The 18,166-nt window shown below is 61.0% G+C and carries 12 protein-coding genes; 8 read left to right on the top strand and 4 right to left on the bottom strand.

The genetic code is table 11. From position 1 onward, the window contains the following. Positions 1 to 143 precede the first annotated feature (143 nt). Positions 144 to 1,478: a lysine N(6)-hydroxylase/L-ornithine N(5)-oxygenase family protein gene (locus AD669_RS08980; RefSeq protein ID WP_053118867.1), complete on the bottom strand. Its 1,335-nt coding sequence runs from the start codon at positions 1,476 to 1,478 to the stop codon at positions 144 to 146. Between the two features lie 134 nt (positions 1,479 to 1,612). Continuing rightward, entirely contained in the window at positions 1,613 to 2,095 is a 483-nt protein-coding gene (locus AD669_RS08975; RefSeq protein WP_053118866.1) for a sigma-70 family RNA polymerase sigma factor, read from the bottom strand. A 323-nt stretch (positions 2,096 to 2,418) separates the two neighbouring features. Between AD669_RS08975 and AD669_RS08970 the strand changes: the two genes are divergently transcribed. The 3 genes from AD669_RS08970 to AD669_RS08960 are packed head-to-tail and all read left to right on the top strand — an operon-like array spanning position 2,419 to position 6,967. Then, entirely contained in the window at positions 2,419 to 3,591 is a 1,173-nt protein-coding gene (locus tag AD669_RS08970; RefSeq protein WP_053118864.1) for an efflux RND transporter periplasmic adaptor subunit, read from the top strand. Beyond that, on the top strand, positions 3,592 to 5,565 hold the full coding sequence (locus AD669_RS08965) for a MacB family efflux pump subunit (protein ID WP_053118862.1): 1,974 nt from the start codon (positions 3,592 to 3,594) through the stop codon (positions 5,563 to 5,565). 7 nt (positions 5,566 to 5,572) lie between these two features. After that, complete coding sequence (locus AD669_RS08960) at positions 5,573 to 6,967, top strand: efflux transporter outer membrane subunit (protein WP_053118860.1); 1,395 nt, start codon at positions 5,573 to 5,575, stop codon at positions 6,965 to 6,967. 121 nt (positions 6,968 to 7,088) lie between these two features. Here the strand turns inward: AD669_RS08960 and AD669_RS08955 are convergent, their stop codons facing one another. Then, positions 7,089 to 8,708 carry a hypothetical protein gene (locus tag AD669_RS08955; RefSeq protein ID WP_053118858.1) on the bottom strand — a complete coding sequence of 540 codons (1,620 nt, stop codon included), beginning with the start codon at positions 8,706 to 8,708 and terminating at the stop codon, positions 7,089 to 7,091. Between the two features lie 360 nt (positions 8,709 to 9,068). Between AD669_RS08955 and pvdM the strand changes: the two genes are divergently transcribed. From pvdM to AD669_RS08930, 5 genes are all read left to right on the top strand, one after another. Then, on the top strand, positions 9,069 to 10,439 hold the full coding sequence (pvdM, locus tag AD669_RS08950) for a pyoverdine-tailoring dipeptidase-like protein PvdM (RefSeq protein WP_053118856.1): 1,371 nt from the start codon (positions 9,069 to 9,071) through the stop codon (positions 10,437 to 10,439). Further along, the gene (locus tag AD669_RS08945) at positions 10,436 to 11,716 is read left to right on the top strand and encodes an aminotransferase class V-fold PLP-dependent enzyme (RefSeq protein ID WP_053118854.1); all 1,281 of its coding nucleotides are present in this window, start codon (positions 10,436 to 10,438) and stop codon (positions 11,714 to 11,716) included. The genes pvdM and AD669_RS08945 overlap by 4 nt, the downstream gene beginning before the upstream one ends. Positions 11,717 to 11,751: 35 nt before the next feature. Beyond that, positions 11,752 to 12,660 carry a formylglycine-generating enzyme family protein gene (locus AD669_RS08940; RefSeq protein WP_053118852.1) on the top strand — a complete coding sequence of 303 codons (909 nt, stop codon included), beginning with the start codon at positions 11,752 to 11,754 and terminating at the stop codon, positions 12,658 to 12,660. A 144-nt stretch (positions 12,661 to 12,804) separates the two neighbouring features. Further along, positions 12,805 to 14,454, top strand: coding sequence for a cyclic peptide export ABC transporter (locus AD669_RS08935; protein ID WP_053118850.1), 1,650 nt, complete (start codon positions 12,805 to 12,807; stop codon positions 14,452 to 14,454). 98 nt (positions 14,455 to 14,552) lie between these two features. Beyond that, the gene (locus AD669_RS08930; RefSeq protein ID WP_082341413.1) at positions 14,553 to 17,015 is read left to right on the top strand and encodes a TonB-dependent siderophore receptor; all 2,463 of its coding nucleotides are present in this window, start codon (positions 14,553 to 14,555) and stop codon (positions 17,013 to 17,015) included. Between the two features lie 146 nt (positions 17,016 to 17,161). Here the strand turns inward: AD669_RS08930 and AD669_RS08925 are convergent, their stop codons facing one another. After that, positions 17,162 to 18,124: an alpha/beta hydrolase gene (locus tag AD669_RS08925; protein WP_053118848.1), complete on the bottom strand. Its 963-nt coding sequence runs from the start codon at positions 18,122 to 18,124 to the stop codon at positions 17,162 to 17,164. Between the last annotated feature and the right edge of the window lie 42 nt (positions 18,125 to 18,166).

The following is an 18,166-nucleotide window of genomic DNA, read 5'->3' as shown; positions in this document are numbered from 1 at the left end:
CGTGGGAACGATCTGGTTCAAATTTCACGGTGTTTTTGATGGCCTCTTCGCGAGCAAGCTCGCTCCCACATTTTGTCCTGCGTAAACAGAACCATTGTGGGAGCGAGCTTGCTCGCGAAAGCGGTGGATCAGGCAACGCAGATTCAGCTGGCAGTCGCCAGCAGCAAATCCGCCATCGACCGATGCCCACGATTCTTGCCATGCTCATACAGCGAGCCAGCAATCTCGTCCGCACGAATCGGCAGCACCGATAACAAGGTGTCGCTCAAACCATGGCTGGCCTGGCAGAAGCCCTGCATGTAGATGCCGGCTTTGCAGCGCTCGTCGGTGATCAGTTTGTAATTACGGTCGACCTCGAAATCACCGAGGTACTCCTCCAGCGGCGCCAGCAGTTTGCGGTGCATCTGCCGCTCGTAACCGGTGGCCAATACAACCGCGTCGTAGTTGCGCACAGTGACTTCGCCGGTGGCGTTGTTGCGCACGGCCAGTTCGATACCGTTTTCAGTCGCAGTAGCGCTCTCGACTGTGGTCAGCGTACGGAACGCGTGACGGGCAATCCCGGAGACCTTCTGGCGGTAGAAGATGCCGTAGATGCGCTCGATCAGGTCGATGTCGACCACCGAGTAGTTGGTGTTGTGGTACTCGTTGACCAAACGCTCACGCTCGGCGCTGTTCTGCTGGAACACCAGGTCGGTGAATTCCGGCGAGAACACTTCGTTGACGAACGGGCTGTCGTCCGCAGGCTTGAGGGCGGAGCCGCGCAGGATCATGTCGACCTGCACCGACGGGAACGAATCATTCAGATCAATAAACGCTTCCGCCGCGCTCTGCCCGCCACCGATGATTGCGATGCTCATCGGCTGATTGTTCACGCACGGCTGCTTGGCCATTTGCGACAAATATTGCGAGTGGTGGAACACACGGCTGTCGCCCTTCAGCGCTTTGAACGCTTCTGGAATACGCGGCGTGCCACCGGCGCTGACCACCACCGAACGGGTGGTGCGCACATGTTGCTGGCCGTCGCTGCCACGGGAAATCACGCGCAGCGCCTCAACCTGATGGTTGTGCAGCACCGGCTCGATGGTGAGCACTTCTTCGCCGTAACGGCTCTGCTCGGTGAACTTGCCGGCGACCCAGCGCAGGTAATCGTTGTACTCCATGCGGCACGGGTAAAACGTGCCGAGGTTGATGAAGTCGACCAGACGGCCGTGATCCTTCAGGTAGTTGACGAACGAGTACGGGCTGGTCGGATTGCGCAGGGTCACCAGATCCTTGAGGAAGGAAATCTGCAACTCGCTTTGCGTCGACAGGGTGTTGCCGTGCCAGCTGTAATTGGCCTGCTTGTCGAGGAACAGCACATCCAGCTCGCCATGGATCGGGCCGCGCTCTTGCAGAGCGATGGCCAGCGCGAGGTTCGAAGGGCCGAAACCGACGCCGATCAGGTCGTGAACGATGGGCGATGCAATTGCCTGAGTCATTTCCAGTGTCCTCTGGAGGAACCCCTCAACAAGGGGCATGGAGAGCCTAAGTGACCTGACCGGCCTTGAGCAGGACAGCAGGTCGTCTGTTGAGTAGGAACGAGGACAGTGAAATAAAATTTAACGAAGTCGGCTCAATGGGCGTCCCATTGTTTGATCCGCACGCGGCAATGTTTCATCGCATTGACGATGTGTTTTTCCACCAGCGCCTTGGAAATGCCCAGCTGTTCGGCGATTTCCGGGTGCGACAGACCTTCGATCTTGCGCAGCAGAAAACTGTCGCGACACAGCGGCGGCAGTTCTGCCAACGCGCGCTGGAGCATTTCCAGACGCTGGCCGTGATCGAGAGTGCTGTGGGGCGACGGGGTGAAATAGCGCTCTTCGTTGTCGAGCACATCGAGTGATTCGACCTGGCGCAAAGCGTTGCGCCGATGGTCGTCGATGACCAGGTTCAGCGCCGTACGATAAAGAAACGCACGCGGTTGCTCGATCGGTGTATCGCTGGAACGCTCCAGCACCCGCAGATAGGCGTCATGCACCACATCTTCGGCAATCTGACGATTGCCGAGCTTGGCGTTGAGGAAACACACCAGCTCGCGATAGTAGTTTTCCAACATGACTCCCGGCCGCAAACGTGCGGTTTCTGTCCTTGAGCACACCGATTGACGACGGCGTGAAACGCAGTAGCAAGATAGTGGCAACTTGAGGTGCGTAATTTATAGTAATTCTCATATAGATTTAAAGTGGTGTTTGCCGTTGCCCGATAAATAGTGCTGCGCTATAGCTGTTACTTCGTGTGTCAGCGCTTAAATTCCGCCGCTCTTTCCTCGTTTACAGGACAGCTCCCCGTGTCTGTCGCGCCCCGCGACAGCGTTCAGCGCTGCCCCCTCTGTGCGCGGCGGCCGGATGACGGGCCGAATTCCACTGGCCGGAACCCTGCATGAAACGTCCCCGCCCCGCCCGACGCGCCCTGCTCGCAGTCCTTTGTCTGATCCCCGTCGTCGGCTATGCCGCGTGGCAAATGTTGCCGCCGGGCCGGGATAAATTCGCCACCGTGCAAGTGTCGCGCGGCGATATAGAAAGCAGCGTCACCGCCCTCGGCACCCTGCAACCGCGACGCTATGTGGATGTCGGTGCGCAGGCTTCCGGGCAGATTCAGAAGATCCACGTCGAAGTCGGTGACGTGGTCAAGGAAGGCCAGTTGCTGGTGGAAATCGACCCGTCGACGCAAAAGGCCAAACTCGACGCCGGGCGCTTCTCGATCGAAAACCTCAGGGCGCAATTGCAGGAACAGCGCGCGCAACATGAGCTGGCACAGCAGAAATATCAGCGTCAGCAAAACCTCGCTGCCGGCGGCGCAACCCGCGAAGAAGACGTGCAAACCGCCCGCGCCGAACTGAAAGCCACGCAAGCGCGCATCGACATGTTCCAGGCGCAGATCCGCCAGGCCGAAGCCAGCCTGCGCAGCGATCAAGCCGAACTCGGCTACACACGTATTTACGCGCCAATGGCCGGCACCGTGGTCGCTCTCGATGCGCGCGAAGGCCAGACCCTCAACGCCCAGCAACAGACGCCACTGATTCTGCGCATCGCCAAACTGTCGCCGATGACCGTGTGGGCCGAGGTTTCCGAGGCGGATATCGGTCACGTCAAACCGGGCATGAGCGCTTACTTCACCACGCTCAGCGGCGGTAATCGGCGCTGGAGCAGCACCGTGCGGCAGATCCTGCCGGTGCCGCCCAAACCCCTCGATCAAACCAGTCAGGGCGGCGGCAGCCCGACCAGCACCAGCAAAAGCGGCAGCGCGCGCGTGGTGCTTTATACCGTTCTGCTTGATGTCGATAACGCCGACAACGCGCTGATGGCGGAAATGACCACGCAGGTGTTCTTCGTCGCCAATCAGGCCAAGGACGTGCTCACCGCGCCAGTCGCCGCCCTGCAAGGCAGCGTCAAAGCTGACCGGCAGACCGCACAAGTGGTCGCTGCCAACGGCAACATCGAATCGCGCGAAGTGCGCACCGGCATCAGTGATCGGCTCAAGGTGCAGATTCTCGACGGCCTCAGCGAAGGCGATCATCTGCTGATCGGCCCGGCCACTGGCAGCGGGGGTTGAATGCAAACGCCCCTGATCGACCTGCAGGACATTCGCAAATCCTACGGTGGCGGCGACGCGCCTGAAGTACATGTGCTGCGCGGCATCGACCTGTCGATCCACGCTGGCGAATTCGTCGCGATTGTCGGCGCCTCCGGCTCCGGCAAATCGACGCTGATGAACATCCTTGGCTGCCTCGATCGACCGACCTGTGGCGAATACCGTTTCGCCGGGGAAAACGTCGCCGGGCTCGACAGCGATGAATTGGCCTGGCTGCGCCGTGAAGCCTTCGGTTTCGTGTTTCAGGGTTATCACCTGATTCCGTCCGGCTCGGCCCAGGAAAACGTCGAGATGCCGGCGATCTATGCCGGCACTCCGGCCACCGAACGGCATGCCCGGGCCGCCGCCCTGCTCGACCGTCTCGGCCTCGCCGAACGCACCGGCAACCGTCCGCATCAGTTGTCCGGCGGTCAGCAGCAACGGGTGTCGATTGCCCGCGCCTTGATGAACGGCGGCCACATCATTCTCGCCGACGAACCGACCGGCGCCCTCGACAGCCACAGCGGCAAAGAAGTCATGGCGCTGCTCGACGAGCTGGCCAGTCAAGGCCATGTGGTGATTCTCATCACCCACGACCGCGAAGTGGCGGCGCGGGCCAAACGCATCATCGAAATCAGCGACGGCCTGATCATCAGCGACAGCGCCAAAGACAACCCCGACGCCCAGACCAGCGCCAACCCCGGCGCCTTGCAAGCGGTCGACTTGCGCAAGCGCCTGAGCGAAGGTGCCGAAGCCACTGGCGCCTGGAAGGGCGAGCTGGTCGACGCCCTGCACGCGGCGTGGCGAGTGATGTGGATCAACCGCTTCCGCACCGCGCTGACGTTGCTCGGCATCATCATCGGCGTGGCTTCAGTGGTGGTGATGCTCGCCGTCGGTGAAGGCAGCAAGCGTCAGGTCATGGCGCAAATGGGCGCGTTCGGATCGAACATTCTGTACCTGAGCGGCTCGGCACCGAACCCGCGCACGCCACCGGGAATCATCACTCTCGACGATGTCCGCGCGCTGGCGAGCCTGCCGCAAGTGCAACGCATCATGCCGGTGATCGGCACCGAGGCTGGCGTGCGTTACGGCAATGCTGACCACTTGAGTTACGTCGGCGGCAACGACACCAACTTCCCGGCGATCTTCAATTGGCCGGTGGTGGAAGGCAGTTACTTCACCGAGCAGGACGAGCGAAACGCCTCGGCCGTCGCGGTGATCGGCCATAAGGTGCGCAACAAATTACTCAAGGACGTGGCCAACCCGATCGGCCAATACATTCTTATCGAAAACGTGCCGTTTCAGGTGGTCGGCGTGCTCGCGGAAAAAGGCGCCAGCTCCGGTGATTCCGACAGTGACGACCGCATCGCCGTACCCTATTCGGCGGCCAGCGTGCGCCTGTTCGGCACCCACGATCCGGAATACGTGGCCATCGCCGCCACCGATGCGCGCAAGGTCAAAGAGGCCGAACACGCCATCGAACAGCTGATGCTGCGTCTGCACAACGGCAAAAAGGATTTCGAACTGACCAACAACGCCGCGATGATTCAGGCCGAAGCGCGCACGCAAAACACCCTGTCGCTGATGCTCGGTTCGATTGCCGCGATCTCGCTGCTGGTCGGCGGCATCGGTGTGATGAACATCATGCTGATGACCGTCCGCGAACGTACCCGCGAGATCGGTATTCGCATGGCCACCGGCGCGCGCCAACGCGACATCCTCCGCCAGTTCCTCACCGAAGCGGTGATGCTTTCGGTGGTCGGCGGCATCGCCGGGATCGCCCTCGCGCTGATCGTTGGCGGCGTGTTGATCCTCAGCGATATCGCCGTGGCGTTCTCGTTGCTCGCGGTGCTCGGCGCCTTCGGTTGCGCCCTTGTGACCGGTGTTGTCTTCGGCTTCATGCCGGCCCGCAAAGCTGCCCGGCTCGACCCGGTCACGGCCCTTACCAGTGAATGATCGATCTATGAAACCGCGCCTCAGTTTGTTGACCGTGTGCCTGCTCCTCAGCGCCTGCGGCAGTCCCGTTCAGCGCCCGGACAGCGGCGTGCAAGCCCCCGCTGCGTGGCAATCGCCACACAGCGCCAGCGTCGCCCGCAACAACCCGCAATGGTGGACACAGTTTGGCAGCCCGGAGCTGGATCGTCTGATCGAACAGGCCCGCGTCGGCAGTTTTGACCTTGCCGCTGCGATGGCGCGAGTTCAGCAGGCGCAGGCCAGCACGGTGATTGCTGGCGGCTCGTTGCTGCCGGAGGTCAAGGCCGGGCTGAATGCCAATCGGCAGAAACTGTTGCGCGGCAAGGGTTACAGCCAGTTGGATGCCGACAGCAGCAATAAAGCCGTGGACTATTTCGATGCCAATTTGAGCGCGACGTATGAGATCGATTTCTGGGGCGGTAAACAGGCGTCTCGCGACAGTGCGCAATTTGCGTTGCAGGCCAGCGAATTTGATCGCGCGACCGTTGAGCTGACGTTGCTCAGCGGCGTTGCCAATACTTATGCGCAAACCCTGTCGTTGCGTGAGCAGAGTCGCATTGCCGAACTGAATCTGGCCAACGCGCAAAGCGTGCTGAAACTGGTGCAGACGCGCTTTGATTCTGGCTCGGCGACAGCGCTGGAACTGGCGCAGCAGAAAAGCCTGGTCGCCGCCCAGCAACGGCAACTGCCGCTGGTGCAACAACAGGCGCAGGACGCCTTGATCAGCCTCGCCGCCCTGCTCGGCCAACCGGTGCAGCAACTCGCGGCCAATCAGGAATCATTCGATCGCCTGCAATGGCCGGGGATTGCCAGCGGTGTGCCGAGCGATTTGCTCACCCATCGCCCGGACATTGCTCGCGCCGAAGCACAATTGGCGGCCGCCGAGGCTGATGTCAAAGTCGCTCGCGCCGCGATGTTGCCCACTGTCACATTGACGGCGCAGCTCGGCTCGGGCGCTGACAAGTTTGATGACTTGATCCGCAGTCCTTTCTACAACCTGACTGCGGGGCTGGTCGCGCCGATCTTCAATAACGGCCGCCTCAGCGCTGAGCGCGACAAGGCCACGGCGCGTCAGGATGAGCTACTGCAAACCTATCGCGGCGCGATCATCAACGGCTTCGCCGACGTCGAAAAAGCCCTCAACAGCATTCGCGGGCTGGACGAACAACGCCAGTGGCAGAGCGAAGAACTGAGTCAGGCGCAGACCGCTTTCAACATCGCCCAAAGCCGCTATCAGGCCGGGGCCGAGGACTTGCTGACGGTTTTGGAAACCCAGCGCACGCTGTATGCAGCGCAAGATTTGAACGTGCAACTGCGGCTGTCGCGGGTGCAGGCGAGTATCGCGCTGTACAAGGCGCTTGGCGGTGGGTGGCAGGCGTTGTAATTGCGCAGCCTGTCAGGCCGCTTTCGCGAGCAGGCTCGCTCCCACATTTGACCGAGTTCCTTCAGTAGGAATGAGATCCAATGTGGGAGCGAGCCTGCTCGCGAAGAATGATGACGCGGTCTCAAGCCGAAGTTTGTTTCGGCTTGAGATTGCGCGCATACCACGGCCGTTGCGGCACGCGGCGGAACAGGTTGGCGAGTTTGTTTTCGTCTTCGCCGAAGGTGATGCGCAGGGCCAGTTTCATGGTTTCCGGATCCATCTCCACTGATCGGCCCATCTGCAAACCCGGCGTAGTGCTGCAACCGTGCGTATCCGGCCCCAGCCATGGATCAGCGATTTCCACCCAGCGGCCTGGCGCGAACCACTTCACGCCGTTGACCTCAAGGCGCGTGACCTGCCCCGGATGGAAGCGCTCGTGCGCGCGATACCAGTCCTCGATGCGATCATCGATCCAGCCGTGAAAATGCCAGAACACCGGGTTCACATGGGATGAAAACGGGTCGCCGAGAAAATCGTTTTCGGCGGCGAACCAGCGGGCGGCGAAGTCATCCAGATCACGCGCCAGCGGCACCGGCTGACCGTTGGAAGGGTCACGCGGCACCGACGCCCAACGCATGTGCAGCCAGTCGTGCAGGCCCAGCTCAACCTCTGAACCAAACTGGCCCAAAGTGAGCTTCGACAGATACTGCGGATCGCGGTACTGCGATTCCCAGACTTCAAAATTGCTTTGATAGGTCTCGGCGGTTTTCAGGTCGCTGACCCATTGGGTGTATTCATCGTCTTCGGCCGCCAGCCAGGTCGGCGGCAGCGAAGTGCCGTCGTGGTTGTCGAAGTAGCGCGCGAAGCCCTGGCGATCACGGATCAGCTCCGGTTGCGGCAATGGGAAAAACTGCCACGACGGCAGATCCATCATCGAGCGCGCCGTGCCGAGCATGTGCCGGTGCATGAAAAAGAAATCGATGCCGGAGCCGTTGCGATCCTTGTGCGTGCCACGCGCATCCCGCTCCTGGTCACGCGGCCCGGGCTGCCAGCCGAGGCCGCGCAGGGCATTGCGCTTGTCCTCGGGCAGCGTATGCCATTTGTCGCGGGTGGCGTGCCAGACTTGATGGAACAGGCGATGTTCCGGCGACACCAGCCATGCCAGCAACGGCGCATTCAACGGCGTGCGCTGGCGGGCTTCGGGGAACAGGCATTTGACGGCGATAAAGCGATTGTCCTGAGCGGGCAAGGCCAACGGGCGATCGAGGCGATGCACCGTGCCACTGAGGGTGCCGCTGCCGGCATTGCCGAAGTCAGCCCAGACTTCATCGAGAATCATGTTCAGTTCGTAATCGACGCGACCGTCAGCGCCGAGCAACCGCCAACTGAGTTTCGAAGCCTCAGCCCCAGCCAGATCGCCAAGAATTCGGTAACGAGGTGTTTCGTCACTGCGCAAACGCTCGGCAGTGTCGAGGAAGCCATTGACGCCCCGGCCCTTCTGGCCGATGTCGAGAAACACTTCCAGCCCTTCAGCCGGCAAGCCATCGAGGCCGGCGTCAGTGCCGGTAAAACGAATGTTCCAGACGCCGCGCAAGGCATTGGACAGGCGCTGCCCGGCCACGTCGGCGACATCGAACGACGCCTCACCGGGGGTGATCGTCGGATCCGGCTTCGTCCATTCACGGTGCCCGAAATAAGCCGCCGGTACGGCAGCGCCGGTCAACGCCAGGCCTGCCATGAACCATCGTCGAGAAATCCTCATTGCCCTACCTGTGTCAGCCCTGAAGCAGGCTTTATCCAAGCTAGAACGTTTACTGGATCGGCAAATTTAAGCCCTGCACCGACTTCCCGGAATGGACACCCTTGTGGCGAGGGGATTTATCCCCGTTCGAGTGCGAAGCGCTCGCAAAACCTCACAACGCAGAATGTCTGACATACCGCGCGTGTGGGTTTTGGGGCTGCTGCGCAGCCCAACGGGGATAAATCCCCTCGCCACAATGAACCTCACACTTAATTATTGATTGCCCGCCTCCCGCTAAATTTCCCCGCCATCCACTCGTTCTTCCCAGATAGCAAAGGCCTCTGCGCCTGCACCTCGACGGCGAACCTGACTGAGATGGCAATGACAAAACCACGTTCGAAAAAGGCTCTTTTCATCGGCCTGCCGCTGGCTCTGGCGGTCAGCGCCGGCGCTGCTTTTGCGGTGTGGGACATTTGGTTCAAGGACAATCCCGGCTACCCGCACAAAGTCATGCAGCAGGCCGAAGCGCTGCACGAGCACATGCTCTCGTTCGACAGCCATATCACCGTCACCCAGGATTTCGGCACCACCGGCAACGAGGTCGACAAGGACGGCAGCGGCCAGTTCGACCTGGTCAAAGCCAACCGTGGTCGCCTTTCCGGCGCGGCGCTGACGATTTTCGGCTGGCCGGAAATCTGGAACGGCGCCAACGCCCCGCACAAACCCACCGCCGGTTTCGTCGACGAGGCGCGCAACCAGCAAGAGATCCGCTACAAGATCATTTCCGGCATGGTGCGCGACTTCCCCAATCAGGTCGGGATCGCCTACACCCCCGCCGATTTCCGTCGCCTGCACGGCGAAGGCAAGTTTGCGATTTTCATCAGCATGCTCAACGCCTACCCGCTCGGCCACGACCTCAACTTGCTGGATCTGTGGACGGCGCGCGGCATGCGCATGTTCGGTTTCAGCTATATCGGCAACAACGACTGGGCTGATTCGTCGCGGCCGTTGCCGTTCTTCAACGATTCGCCGGACGCCCTCGATGGCCTCTCGGATCTGGGCAAGCAAGCGGTCAAACGCCTCAACGATCTGGGCGTGATCATCGACGTCTCGCAGATGTCGACCAAAGCCCTCGAGCAAGTCGCGCAACTGAGCCGCACACCGTTGGTGGCGTCGCACTCGGCACCACGGGCGATGGTGGATATCCCGCGCAACCTCAGCGACAAGGAAATGCAGCTGATCAAAAACAGTGGCGGCGTGGTGCAGATCGTCGGCTTCTCGCAGTACCTGCGCCCGCTGACCCAAGGCACTCAGGACAAGCTCAACGAACTGCGCAAACGCTACGACCTGCCACCGCTGCCGAACCTGGCGATGGCACTGATGCCGGGCGACCCGATCATCGCCGCGTGGTCGGAGCAGAAATTTGGCGAGTACGCCGGTCAGCTCTACGCGATTCTCGAAGAGGAACCGAAAGCCAGCCTCAAAGACTTGGGCGACGCCATCGATTACACCGTGCGCAAGATCGGCATCGATCACGTCGGCATCAGCTCCGACTTCAACGAAGGCGGCGGCGTCAAAGGCTGGGAGAACGTCGGCGAGATCCGCAACGTCACCGCCGAATTGCTCTCGCGCGGATACTCCGAAGGCGACATCGCCAAGCTCTGGGGCGGCAATTTCCTGCGCGTCTGGGATCAGGTCGAGAAATCCGCCAAACCGGCAGTGGCCGCTGCTCAGGACACCGTCAAGCCATGAGCAATCGTCGTGACTTTTTGAAGCAGGCCGGAATCCTCGCGGCGGCGCTGCCACTCGGCGCGAGCCTGCCGAGCGTTGCTGCCGCCACGCCGATCGCGCCTTTGCCGCGCGATAAATGGGCGCAGTTGCAGCAGCTGTTCAATCAAGATCCCGAGTACCTGCACTTTTCCAATTTCCTCATCACCAGCCACCCGAAACCGGTGCGCGACGCCATTGAAATGCACCGCGCCGCGCTCGACAAAAACCCGGGACTGGCGATGGACTGGGACGTCGGCGTGATCGAACAGCGCGAACACGACGTGCGCGTGTGGGCCGGCCAATACCTGCAAGCCGATGCCAAGCAGATCGCCCTGACCGGCAGCACCACCGAAGGCCTGACCATGATTTATGGCGGCGTGCACGTGCGCGCCGATCAGGAAATCCTCACCACCGAACACGAGCACTACGCCACCCACTCGATTCTGGAACTGCGCAGCGAACGCGAAGGCACCAAGGTGCGCAAGATCCGCCTGTTCGACGATCCGCAAACGATCAGCGAGAAACAACTGCTCGCCAACATCGACCGCAGCATCCGCCCCGAGACCCGCGTTCTGGGCATGTGCTGGGTGCATTCGGGCAGCGGCGTGAAGCTGCCGCTCGGCGCGATCGGCGCGCTGGTCGACAAACACAACCGTGGGCGCAGCGATGCTGACCGGATCATTTACGTGGTCGACGGCGTGCACGGATTTGGCGTTGAAGACCTGAGTTTCCCGGCGATGAATTGCGACTTCTTCATCGCCGGCACACACAAATGGATGTTCGGCCCACGTGGCACCGGCATCGTTTGCAGCCGCACGCCGGAGGTGAAATACGTCACGCCGATCATCCCGACCTTCTCCGAGGCTGAGCACTTTTCCACGACGATGACCCCGGGCGGTTATCACGCCTTCGAACATCGCTGGGCGCTGACCGAGGCGTTCAAGTTGCATCTGCAATTGGGCAAAGCCGAGGTGCAGGCGCGCATCCATGAACTCAACAGCCACCTGAAAAAACGTCTGCTGCAACGCCCACAGATCGAACTGGTGACGCCGTTGAGTCCGGAGTTTTCTGCCGGTTTCACCTTCTTCCGTGTCAAGGGCAAGGACAGCGACAAGATCGCCGCGCACCTGATGGCCAACCGTGTGGTTGCCGATGCCGTCGAGCGTGACGTCGGCCCGGTGATCCGCACCGCACCGGGGCTGCTCAACAACGAAGCGCAGATCGAGCGCTTGCTGAGCATCCTCGACCAGGCCCTGTGAGCCTGCCCTCTTTTTCCTTTTTAGCGAGACGCGAAATGAACACTGAGTTACCTCGTTTTTCCCTGAAAGCCCTGCCCGCTCTGGTGCTCGCCGCCCTCGCCGCCGGCCTCATGCCGAGCGCCGCTCAGGCCGCCACGCCACCCGCGCCGGGCAAAGTGTTCAAGGACTGCAAGGACTGCCCGGAAATGGTCGTGCTGCCCACCGGCACCTTCACCATGGGCACCCCGGATGACGAAGTCGGCCGCGAGCCCGATGAAAGCCCGATGCACCCGGTGACGTTCGCCAAACCCTTGGCCATCAGCCGTTTTCAGGTGCTCAAGGGCGAATGGTTCGCCTACCTGAAGGACACCGGTTACCAGATGCCGGACGGCGACGACCGCCCGGGCCGCGCGTGCAAAGCGGGGATTCCGGACTATCAGGGCAGCGACCCGCGCAAGCAATACACCGACCGCCACCCGGCGGTGTGCATGGACTTCGCCGAGGCCAATGCCTACGTCGCGTGGCTGTCGAAAAAGACCGGCAAGCAATACCGTCTGGTCAGCGAATCCTTGCGCGAATACGCCGCCCGTGGCGGCAGCAGAGGGCCGTTCCCCTTCCCGTTCGATGAAGGCAAGGAATACAGCATCGCCAAGCACGCCAACACCTATGGCGCCGCCGACGGCTACAACTTCACCGCCCCGGCCGGCAGCTTCGCGCCGAATGCGTTTGGCGTGTACGACATGCACGGCAACGTCTACGAATGGACGGCCGATTGCTACAACGAAAACTACGTCGGCGCACCGAGCGACGGCAGCGCCTGGCTGACCGGCAAGTGCGAATTCAAGCGCATTCGCGGCAACGACTGGGGCGAGGCGCCGGTGTTCTCCCGCTCCGGCAACCGCAACGCGCTGGTGCCGGGTGATCGCGGCGACTGGATCGGCTTCCGGGTCGCCCGCGATCTGTAACCGCAGCGCCCCTTAAATTAACCACCCCTCCAGTCGTTTTACAGGTGGGCGCGATCCATTGCGACGCGCCCCCGCCCTCTACGCACCCAGGCGAGGCCCGCGACCGATGCCGGCCTTCGCCGTTCTTTCAAGCAGGGAACCTCCATGAGCAAACCAACACGCGGGGTGATCAATGAATTGTTCACCCTGCTCAAACCCTTTCGTCTGATTGTTGCCGGCTCGATCCTGCTGGGCATGGTCGGTGGCCTGAGCGTCACGGTGCTGCTGGCGACAATCAATAATGTGCTGCATGCCGAGGGCGGCCTGACCAACACCGTGGTCGCCGCGTTCGCCGGGTTGTGTCTGCTGGCACTGGTCAGTTCGATTTTCTCCGACATCGGCACCAACTACGTCGGCCAGAAAATCATCGCCAAACTGCGCAAAGAGTTGGGCGAAAAGGTGCTCTCAGCACCGATCGAACAGATCGAGCGCTATCGCAGCCATCGGCTGATTCCGGTGCTGACCCACGACGTCGATACCATCAGCGATTTCGCCTTTGCCTTCGCGCCGCTGGCCATTTCCCTCACCGTGACACTCGGCTGCATGGGCTACCTGGCGATGCTGTCGTGGCCGATGTTTTTGATGATGGTGGTGGCGATCATCATCGGCACCATCGTCCAGTACATCGCTCGCGGCCACGGCATCAAAGGCTTCATGGAGGCTCGCGATTCCGAAGACGAATTGCAAAAGCACTACAACGCCATCGCTGAAGGCGCCAAGGAACTGCGCATCCACCGCCCACGTCGTCATCGCATGTTCGTCTCGGGTATCGAGCACACCGCCGACAAAATCTGCGACACGCAGATTCGCTCGGTGAATATTTTCGTGGTCGCAAAAACCTTCGGTTCGATGCTGTTCTTTGTCGTGATCGGTTTGGCGCTGGCCCTGCAATCACTTTGGCCGAGCACGGACAAAGCGGTGATGAGCGGCTTCGTGCTGGTGCTGCTGTACATGAAAGGGCCGCTGGAGCATTTGATTGGCACGCTGCCGATTGTCAGCCGCGCGCAGATCGCCTTCCGCCGCATCGCCGAGTTGTCGGAACAGTTCTCCTCGCCAGAGCCGCACCTGTTGCTCAGCGATCAGGGCAATCGCAAAACCCCGGTGCACAGCCTCGAACTGACCGACGTCGCCTACAGCTTCCCGGCGGTCGAAGGCGCCACGCCGTTCAAACTCGGCCCGGTCAACCTGAAGATCGAACAGGGCGACATCGTTTTCATTGTCGGTGAAAACGGTTGCGGCAAGACCACCCTGATCAAGTTGCTGCTGGGACTTTACGCGCCGCAGCAGGGTGAAATCCGCCTCAACGAGCAAGTGGTCACCGCCCTCACCCGCGACGACTACCGCCAACTGTTCACGACGATTTTCGCCGACTACTACCTGTTCGACGACGTGGTACAGGGCGACACGCACATCCCCGAAGACGCCAACCAATACCTGCAACGCCTGGAGATCGCGCACAAGGTCAGCGTGCGTGACGGCTCGTTCACCACCACCGACCTGTCGACCGGCCAGCGCAAGCGTCTGGCATTGGTCAATGCCTGGCTGGAGGAGCGTCCGGTGCTGGTGTTCGACGAGTGGGCGGCGGATCAGGATCCGACCTTCCGGCGCATTTTCTACACCGAGCTGCTGCCCGACCTGAAGCGTCTGGGCAAAACCATCATCGTCATTTCCCACGACGATCGTTATTTCGATGTCGCCGACCAATTGGTGCGGATGGAAGCGGGGAAAGTCATCACGGAACTGCAAACGGCGTAAATAGCCACGATTCTCATTCTGGTTTTCTGCGGCTCGTGCGTCTAATTAAGAATCGATAACAACTACAACCCAATTTAAACCTGCAAGAGTGAAACACAATGCCAGCAATTCCGGGGATTCCACGTTTTACCAAGGCGCTGATCATGCGTCGCATGTTGCAACCTGGCTTCAGCGCTACCGCCTTCAGCATGGCCCTCGCCTTGCCGTTCAGCGCCCACGTTCAGGCTGAAGAAGTGAATTTCAATATCCCTGCGCAATCGCTGGCAAGCGCACTGCAGGCATTGGGCACGCAATCGAACATGCAAGTGCTGTACAGCGCCGATGACGTACAGGGCCTGCGCAGCCAACCGGTCAGCGGCCGGTTGTCGCCGTCGCAAGCGCTGTCGAAGATGCTGGTGGGGACCGGCGTCATGTTCACCGTGCAGGACAACACTGTCACCGTGCGCGGCAGATCGAGCGGTAACTCGCTGGAGCTGGGCGCGACCAACATCAATGGCCGAGCGGTTGAATCCGCCTATGGCCCGGTCGACGGCTATGTCGCGACTCGCAGCGCCACCGGTACCAAGACCGACACGCCGATCCTGGAAATACCGCAGACCATCAACGTCATCACTGCCGAGCAAGTGCAGACCCAGGGCGCACGCAACCTGACCCAGGCCCTGCGCTACACGCCGGGCCTTAACGTCGGTGGTTTCACCGACCGCAACGCCATCGCCGACGAAATCACCAGCCGTGGTTTTGCACCGACGCCGCTGTACCTCGACGGTGCCTACCTGCCGTACGCCGGCAGCCTCGGCGGCGCACCGCAGATCGATCCGTACACCCTAGAGCGCATCGAAGTGCTCAAAGGCCCATCCTCGGTGCTGTACGGCCAAAACCAGCCGGGTGGCATCATCAACATGGTGTCCAAGCGTCCGACTACCGAGCAGCGCAGCCAGGTCAAACTGGGGGCCGGCAGCTACGATCGGGTTAACGGCGCGTTCGACACCAGCGGCCCGATCGACGATCAGAAAGAGTTCACCTACCGCGTCGTTGGCGTTGGCAAAAAAGGCGGCCAACAGGTCGATCACACCCACAGCGAGCGTATGTTGCTGGCGCCGAGCCTGACCTGGACGCCAAACGACGACACCTCGCTGACCCTGCTCGCGCAGATCCAGCGTGACGACGGTCTGGAAGACTATCAGGCGCTGCCGATGATCGGCTCGCTCAAGCGCGGCCCGAACGGCGAGCGCATCGACCGCGAATTCTTCTCCGGCGACTCGAAATACAACGACTACAAACGCGATCAGTACGTCTTCGGCTACGACTTCACGCACAACCTCACCGAAGATTTGAAATACCGCTCCACCGCGCGTTACACCGACGTGCGCGATGACTACAAAGGTTTCTACCTGCGCAGCTTCGTCACCGATGACGCCGGCGTGACCGATTACACCCAGGCCAACCGGGTCAAGCTGAACTGGAAACAGCACAACACCGCGTACACCGTCGATAACAACCTGGAATACAAATTCAACACCGGCGCGCTGGAACACACCACGCTGATGGGCGTGGATTATCGCCACTTCAACCGTAAGTACGACGGCTACAACGCCTACAACGTGTTGCCGATCAACCTTTACGGCGCGAACAACAACTACGACACCAGCAGCGTCACGCCGCAACTGGACACCAAGTGGGACAACACCATTCGCCAGACCGGTGTGTACCTGCAAGACCAGATCAAACTGGACAAGTGGATCCTCACCATCGGTGGCCGCCAGGACTGGGCCGAAGTGGAAAACAAGGATCTGCTGGCACGCACCGTCGAAGAAAAGCGTGACCACAAATTCACCAGCCGCGTGGGCCTGACCTACGTCACCGACTTCGGCCTCGCGCCGTACGTCAGCTACTCGGAATCGTTCCTGCCGACCCTCGGCACTGCAGCGCCTGAGCGCGGTGGCAAAGGCTTTGAGCCGACCGAAGGCGAGCAATACGAAATCGGTGTGAAATACCAGCCGTTCGACCAGACCCTGATCACCGCTTCGGTGTTCCAGATCAAACAGAAGAACGTGCTGACCGGCGACACCGAGTACCCGCAATACCAGGCGCAGTCGGGTGAAGTGCGCTCGCGTGGTGTCGAACTGGAAGTCAAATCGACCTTCGACAACATCGACGTGATGGCGGCCGCCAGCTACCTCGACTCGTTCTACACCAAAGACACCTGGGGCAACGAAGACAACCGCAGCGAAGCACAGTCGCCTGTTTCGGCGCTGGTGTGGGCCAACTATCACTTCACCCAGGCTTCGCTCAACGGTCTGACCTTCGGCGTCGGCGCCCGCTACACCGGTCGCAAGCCGGGTGATGCGGCGAACTCGTTCGACGTGCCGTCCTACGTTGTCTACGACACCACCGTCAGCTACGACATGGGCAAACTCTCGCCAAGCCTGCGCGGCGTGCAGACCAGCGTGAACGTGCAGAACATCTTCGACCGTGAGTACATCTCGGACTGCAACTACTCGTTCGGTTGCTACTACGGCCAGGAGCGCGTGGCATCGGTTGAAGTGTCTTACGACTGGTAAGCCACCCCACCGACAAAAAAACCGGGCGATTGCCCGGTTTTTTTATGCCCTGAAACCGCTTTTTGTAGGAGCTGCCGAAGGCTGCGATCTTTTGCTTTTGAAGATCAACAGATCGCAGCCTTCGGCAGCTCCTACAGGGGATGTGTTTAGTGTGACAGGGCTGTGCGCAGGTTTTGGGTGAGTTGGGTGTAGACGTTATCGATGTCCGGCACCACGCTCTGCAGACGCAGGAAGTCGTGAATCAAACCTGTGTATTCGATCAGCTCCACGGTTACGCCGTGCTCTTGCAGACGCCGGGCATAAGCGCGGCCTTCGTCGAGCAATGGATCGTGGCCAGCCAAGGCGATGACGGCCGGTGCCATGCCTTGGTAATCCGTCGCCAGCAGCGGTGAGAAGCGCCAGTCGAGACGATCCGCCGCGTCGTTGGCGTAGTGCCGGTAGAACCACTCCAGCGTCTCGCTTTCCAGCAGATAACCTTCGCCGAACAGCTCGGTCGAGGGGCTGCTGGTGGAGGCGTCCGTTACCGGATAGCAGAGCAGTTGCAGACAAGGCGTGATTGCCAGCGAAGCCGGATCGCGCGCCGATTGCAGGGCCAACACTGTCGCCAATGTCGCGCCGACGCTGTCGCCACCGAATGCCACGCGGTTGATGTCCAGACCTTCAGCCACAGCGTGCTGCGCCAGCCACGCCAAGGCATCAGCACCATCATTGAGCGGCGTTGGAAACTTATGTTCCGGCGCCACGCGATAACCCACCGACAACACCGCGCACGGCGTACGCGCGCAAAACTCGCGACACACGCCGTCATGGGATTGCAGGCTGCCGACCACATAACCGCCACCGTGGAAATACACCAGCACCGGCAGCGCCTCGGCCTGCGCATTGGCGGGCCGATATAAACGCAGCTCCAGACTGGCGCCATCACGCGCGGTGTACGGCACCGTCATGACGCTGACATCCGTCGGCGCGCCCCAGCGCAACTGCACCGTGGTGCGCTCGAAGGCTTCCCGGGCCTGAGCCGGCGTCGACAAATGAAACGGGCCGGGGCCATCGGCCTGGCTTTCTTCGGCCAAGTCGAGGAAGGCATTGAGTTCCGGATGCAGGGACATCGCAGGTTTCCTTATGAAAAAGCCACAGACAAAAGAGGAGCC

Origin of the sequence: Pseudomonas sp. P1.31, assembly GCF_001269815.1 — a bacterium.
GTDB classification, from domain to species: domain Bacteria; phylum Pseudomonadota; class Gammaproteobacteria; order Pseudomonadales; family Pseudomonadaceae; genus Aquipseudomonas; species Aquipseudomonas rustica.
The sequence above is the reverse complement of the archived record's forward strand: the minus strand, read 5'-3'. Positions and strand labels throughout refer to the sequence as shown.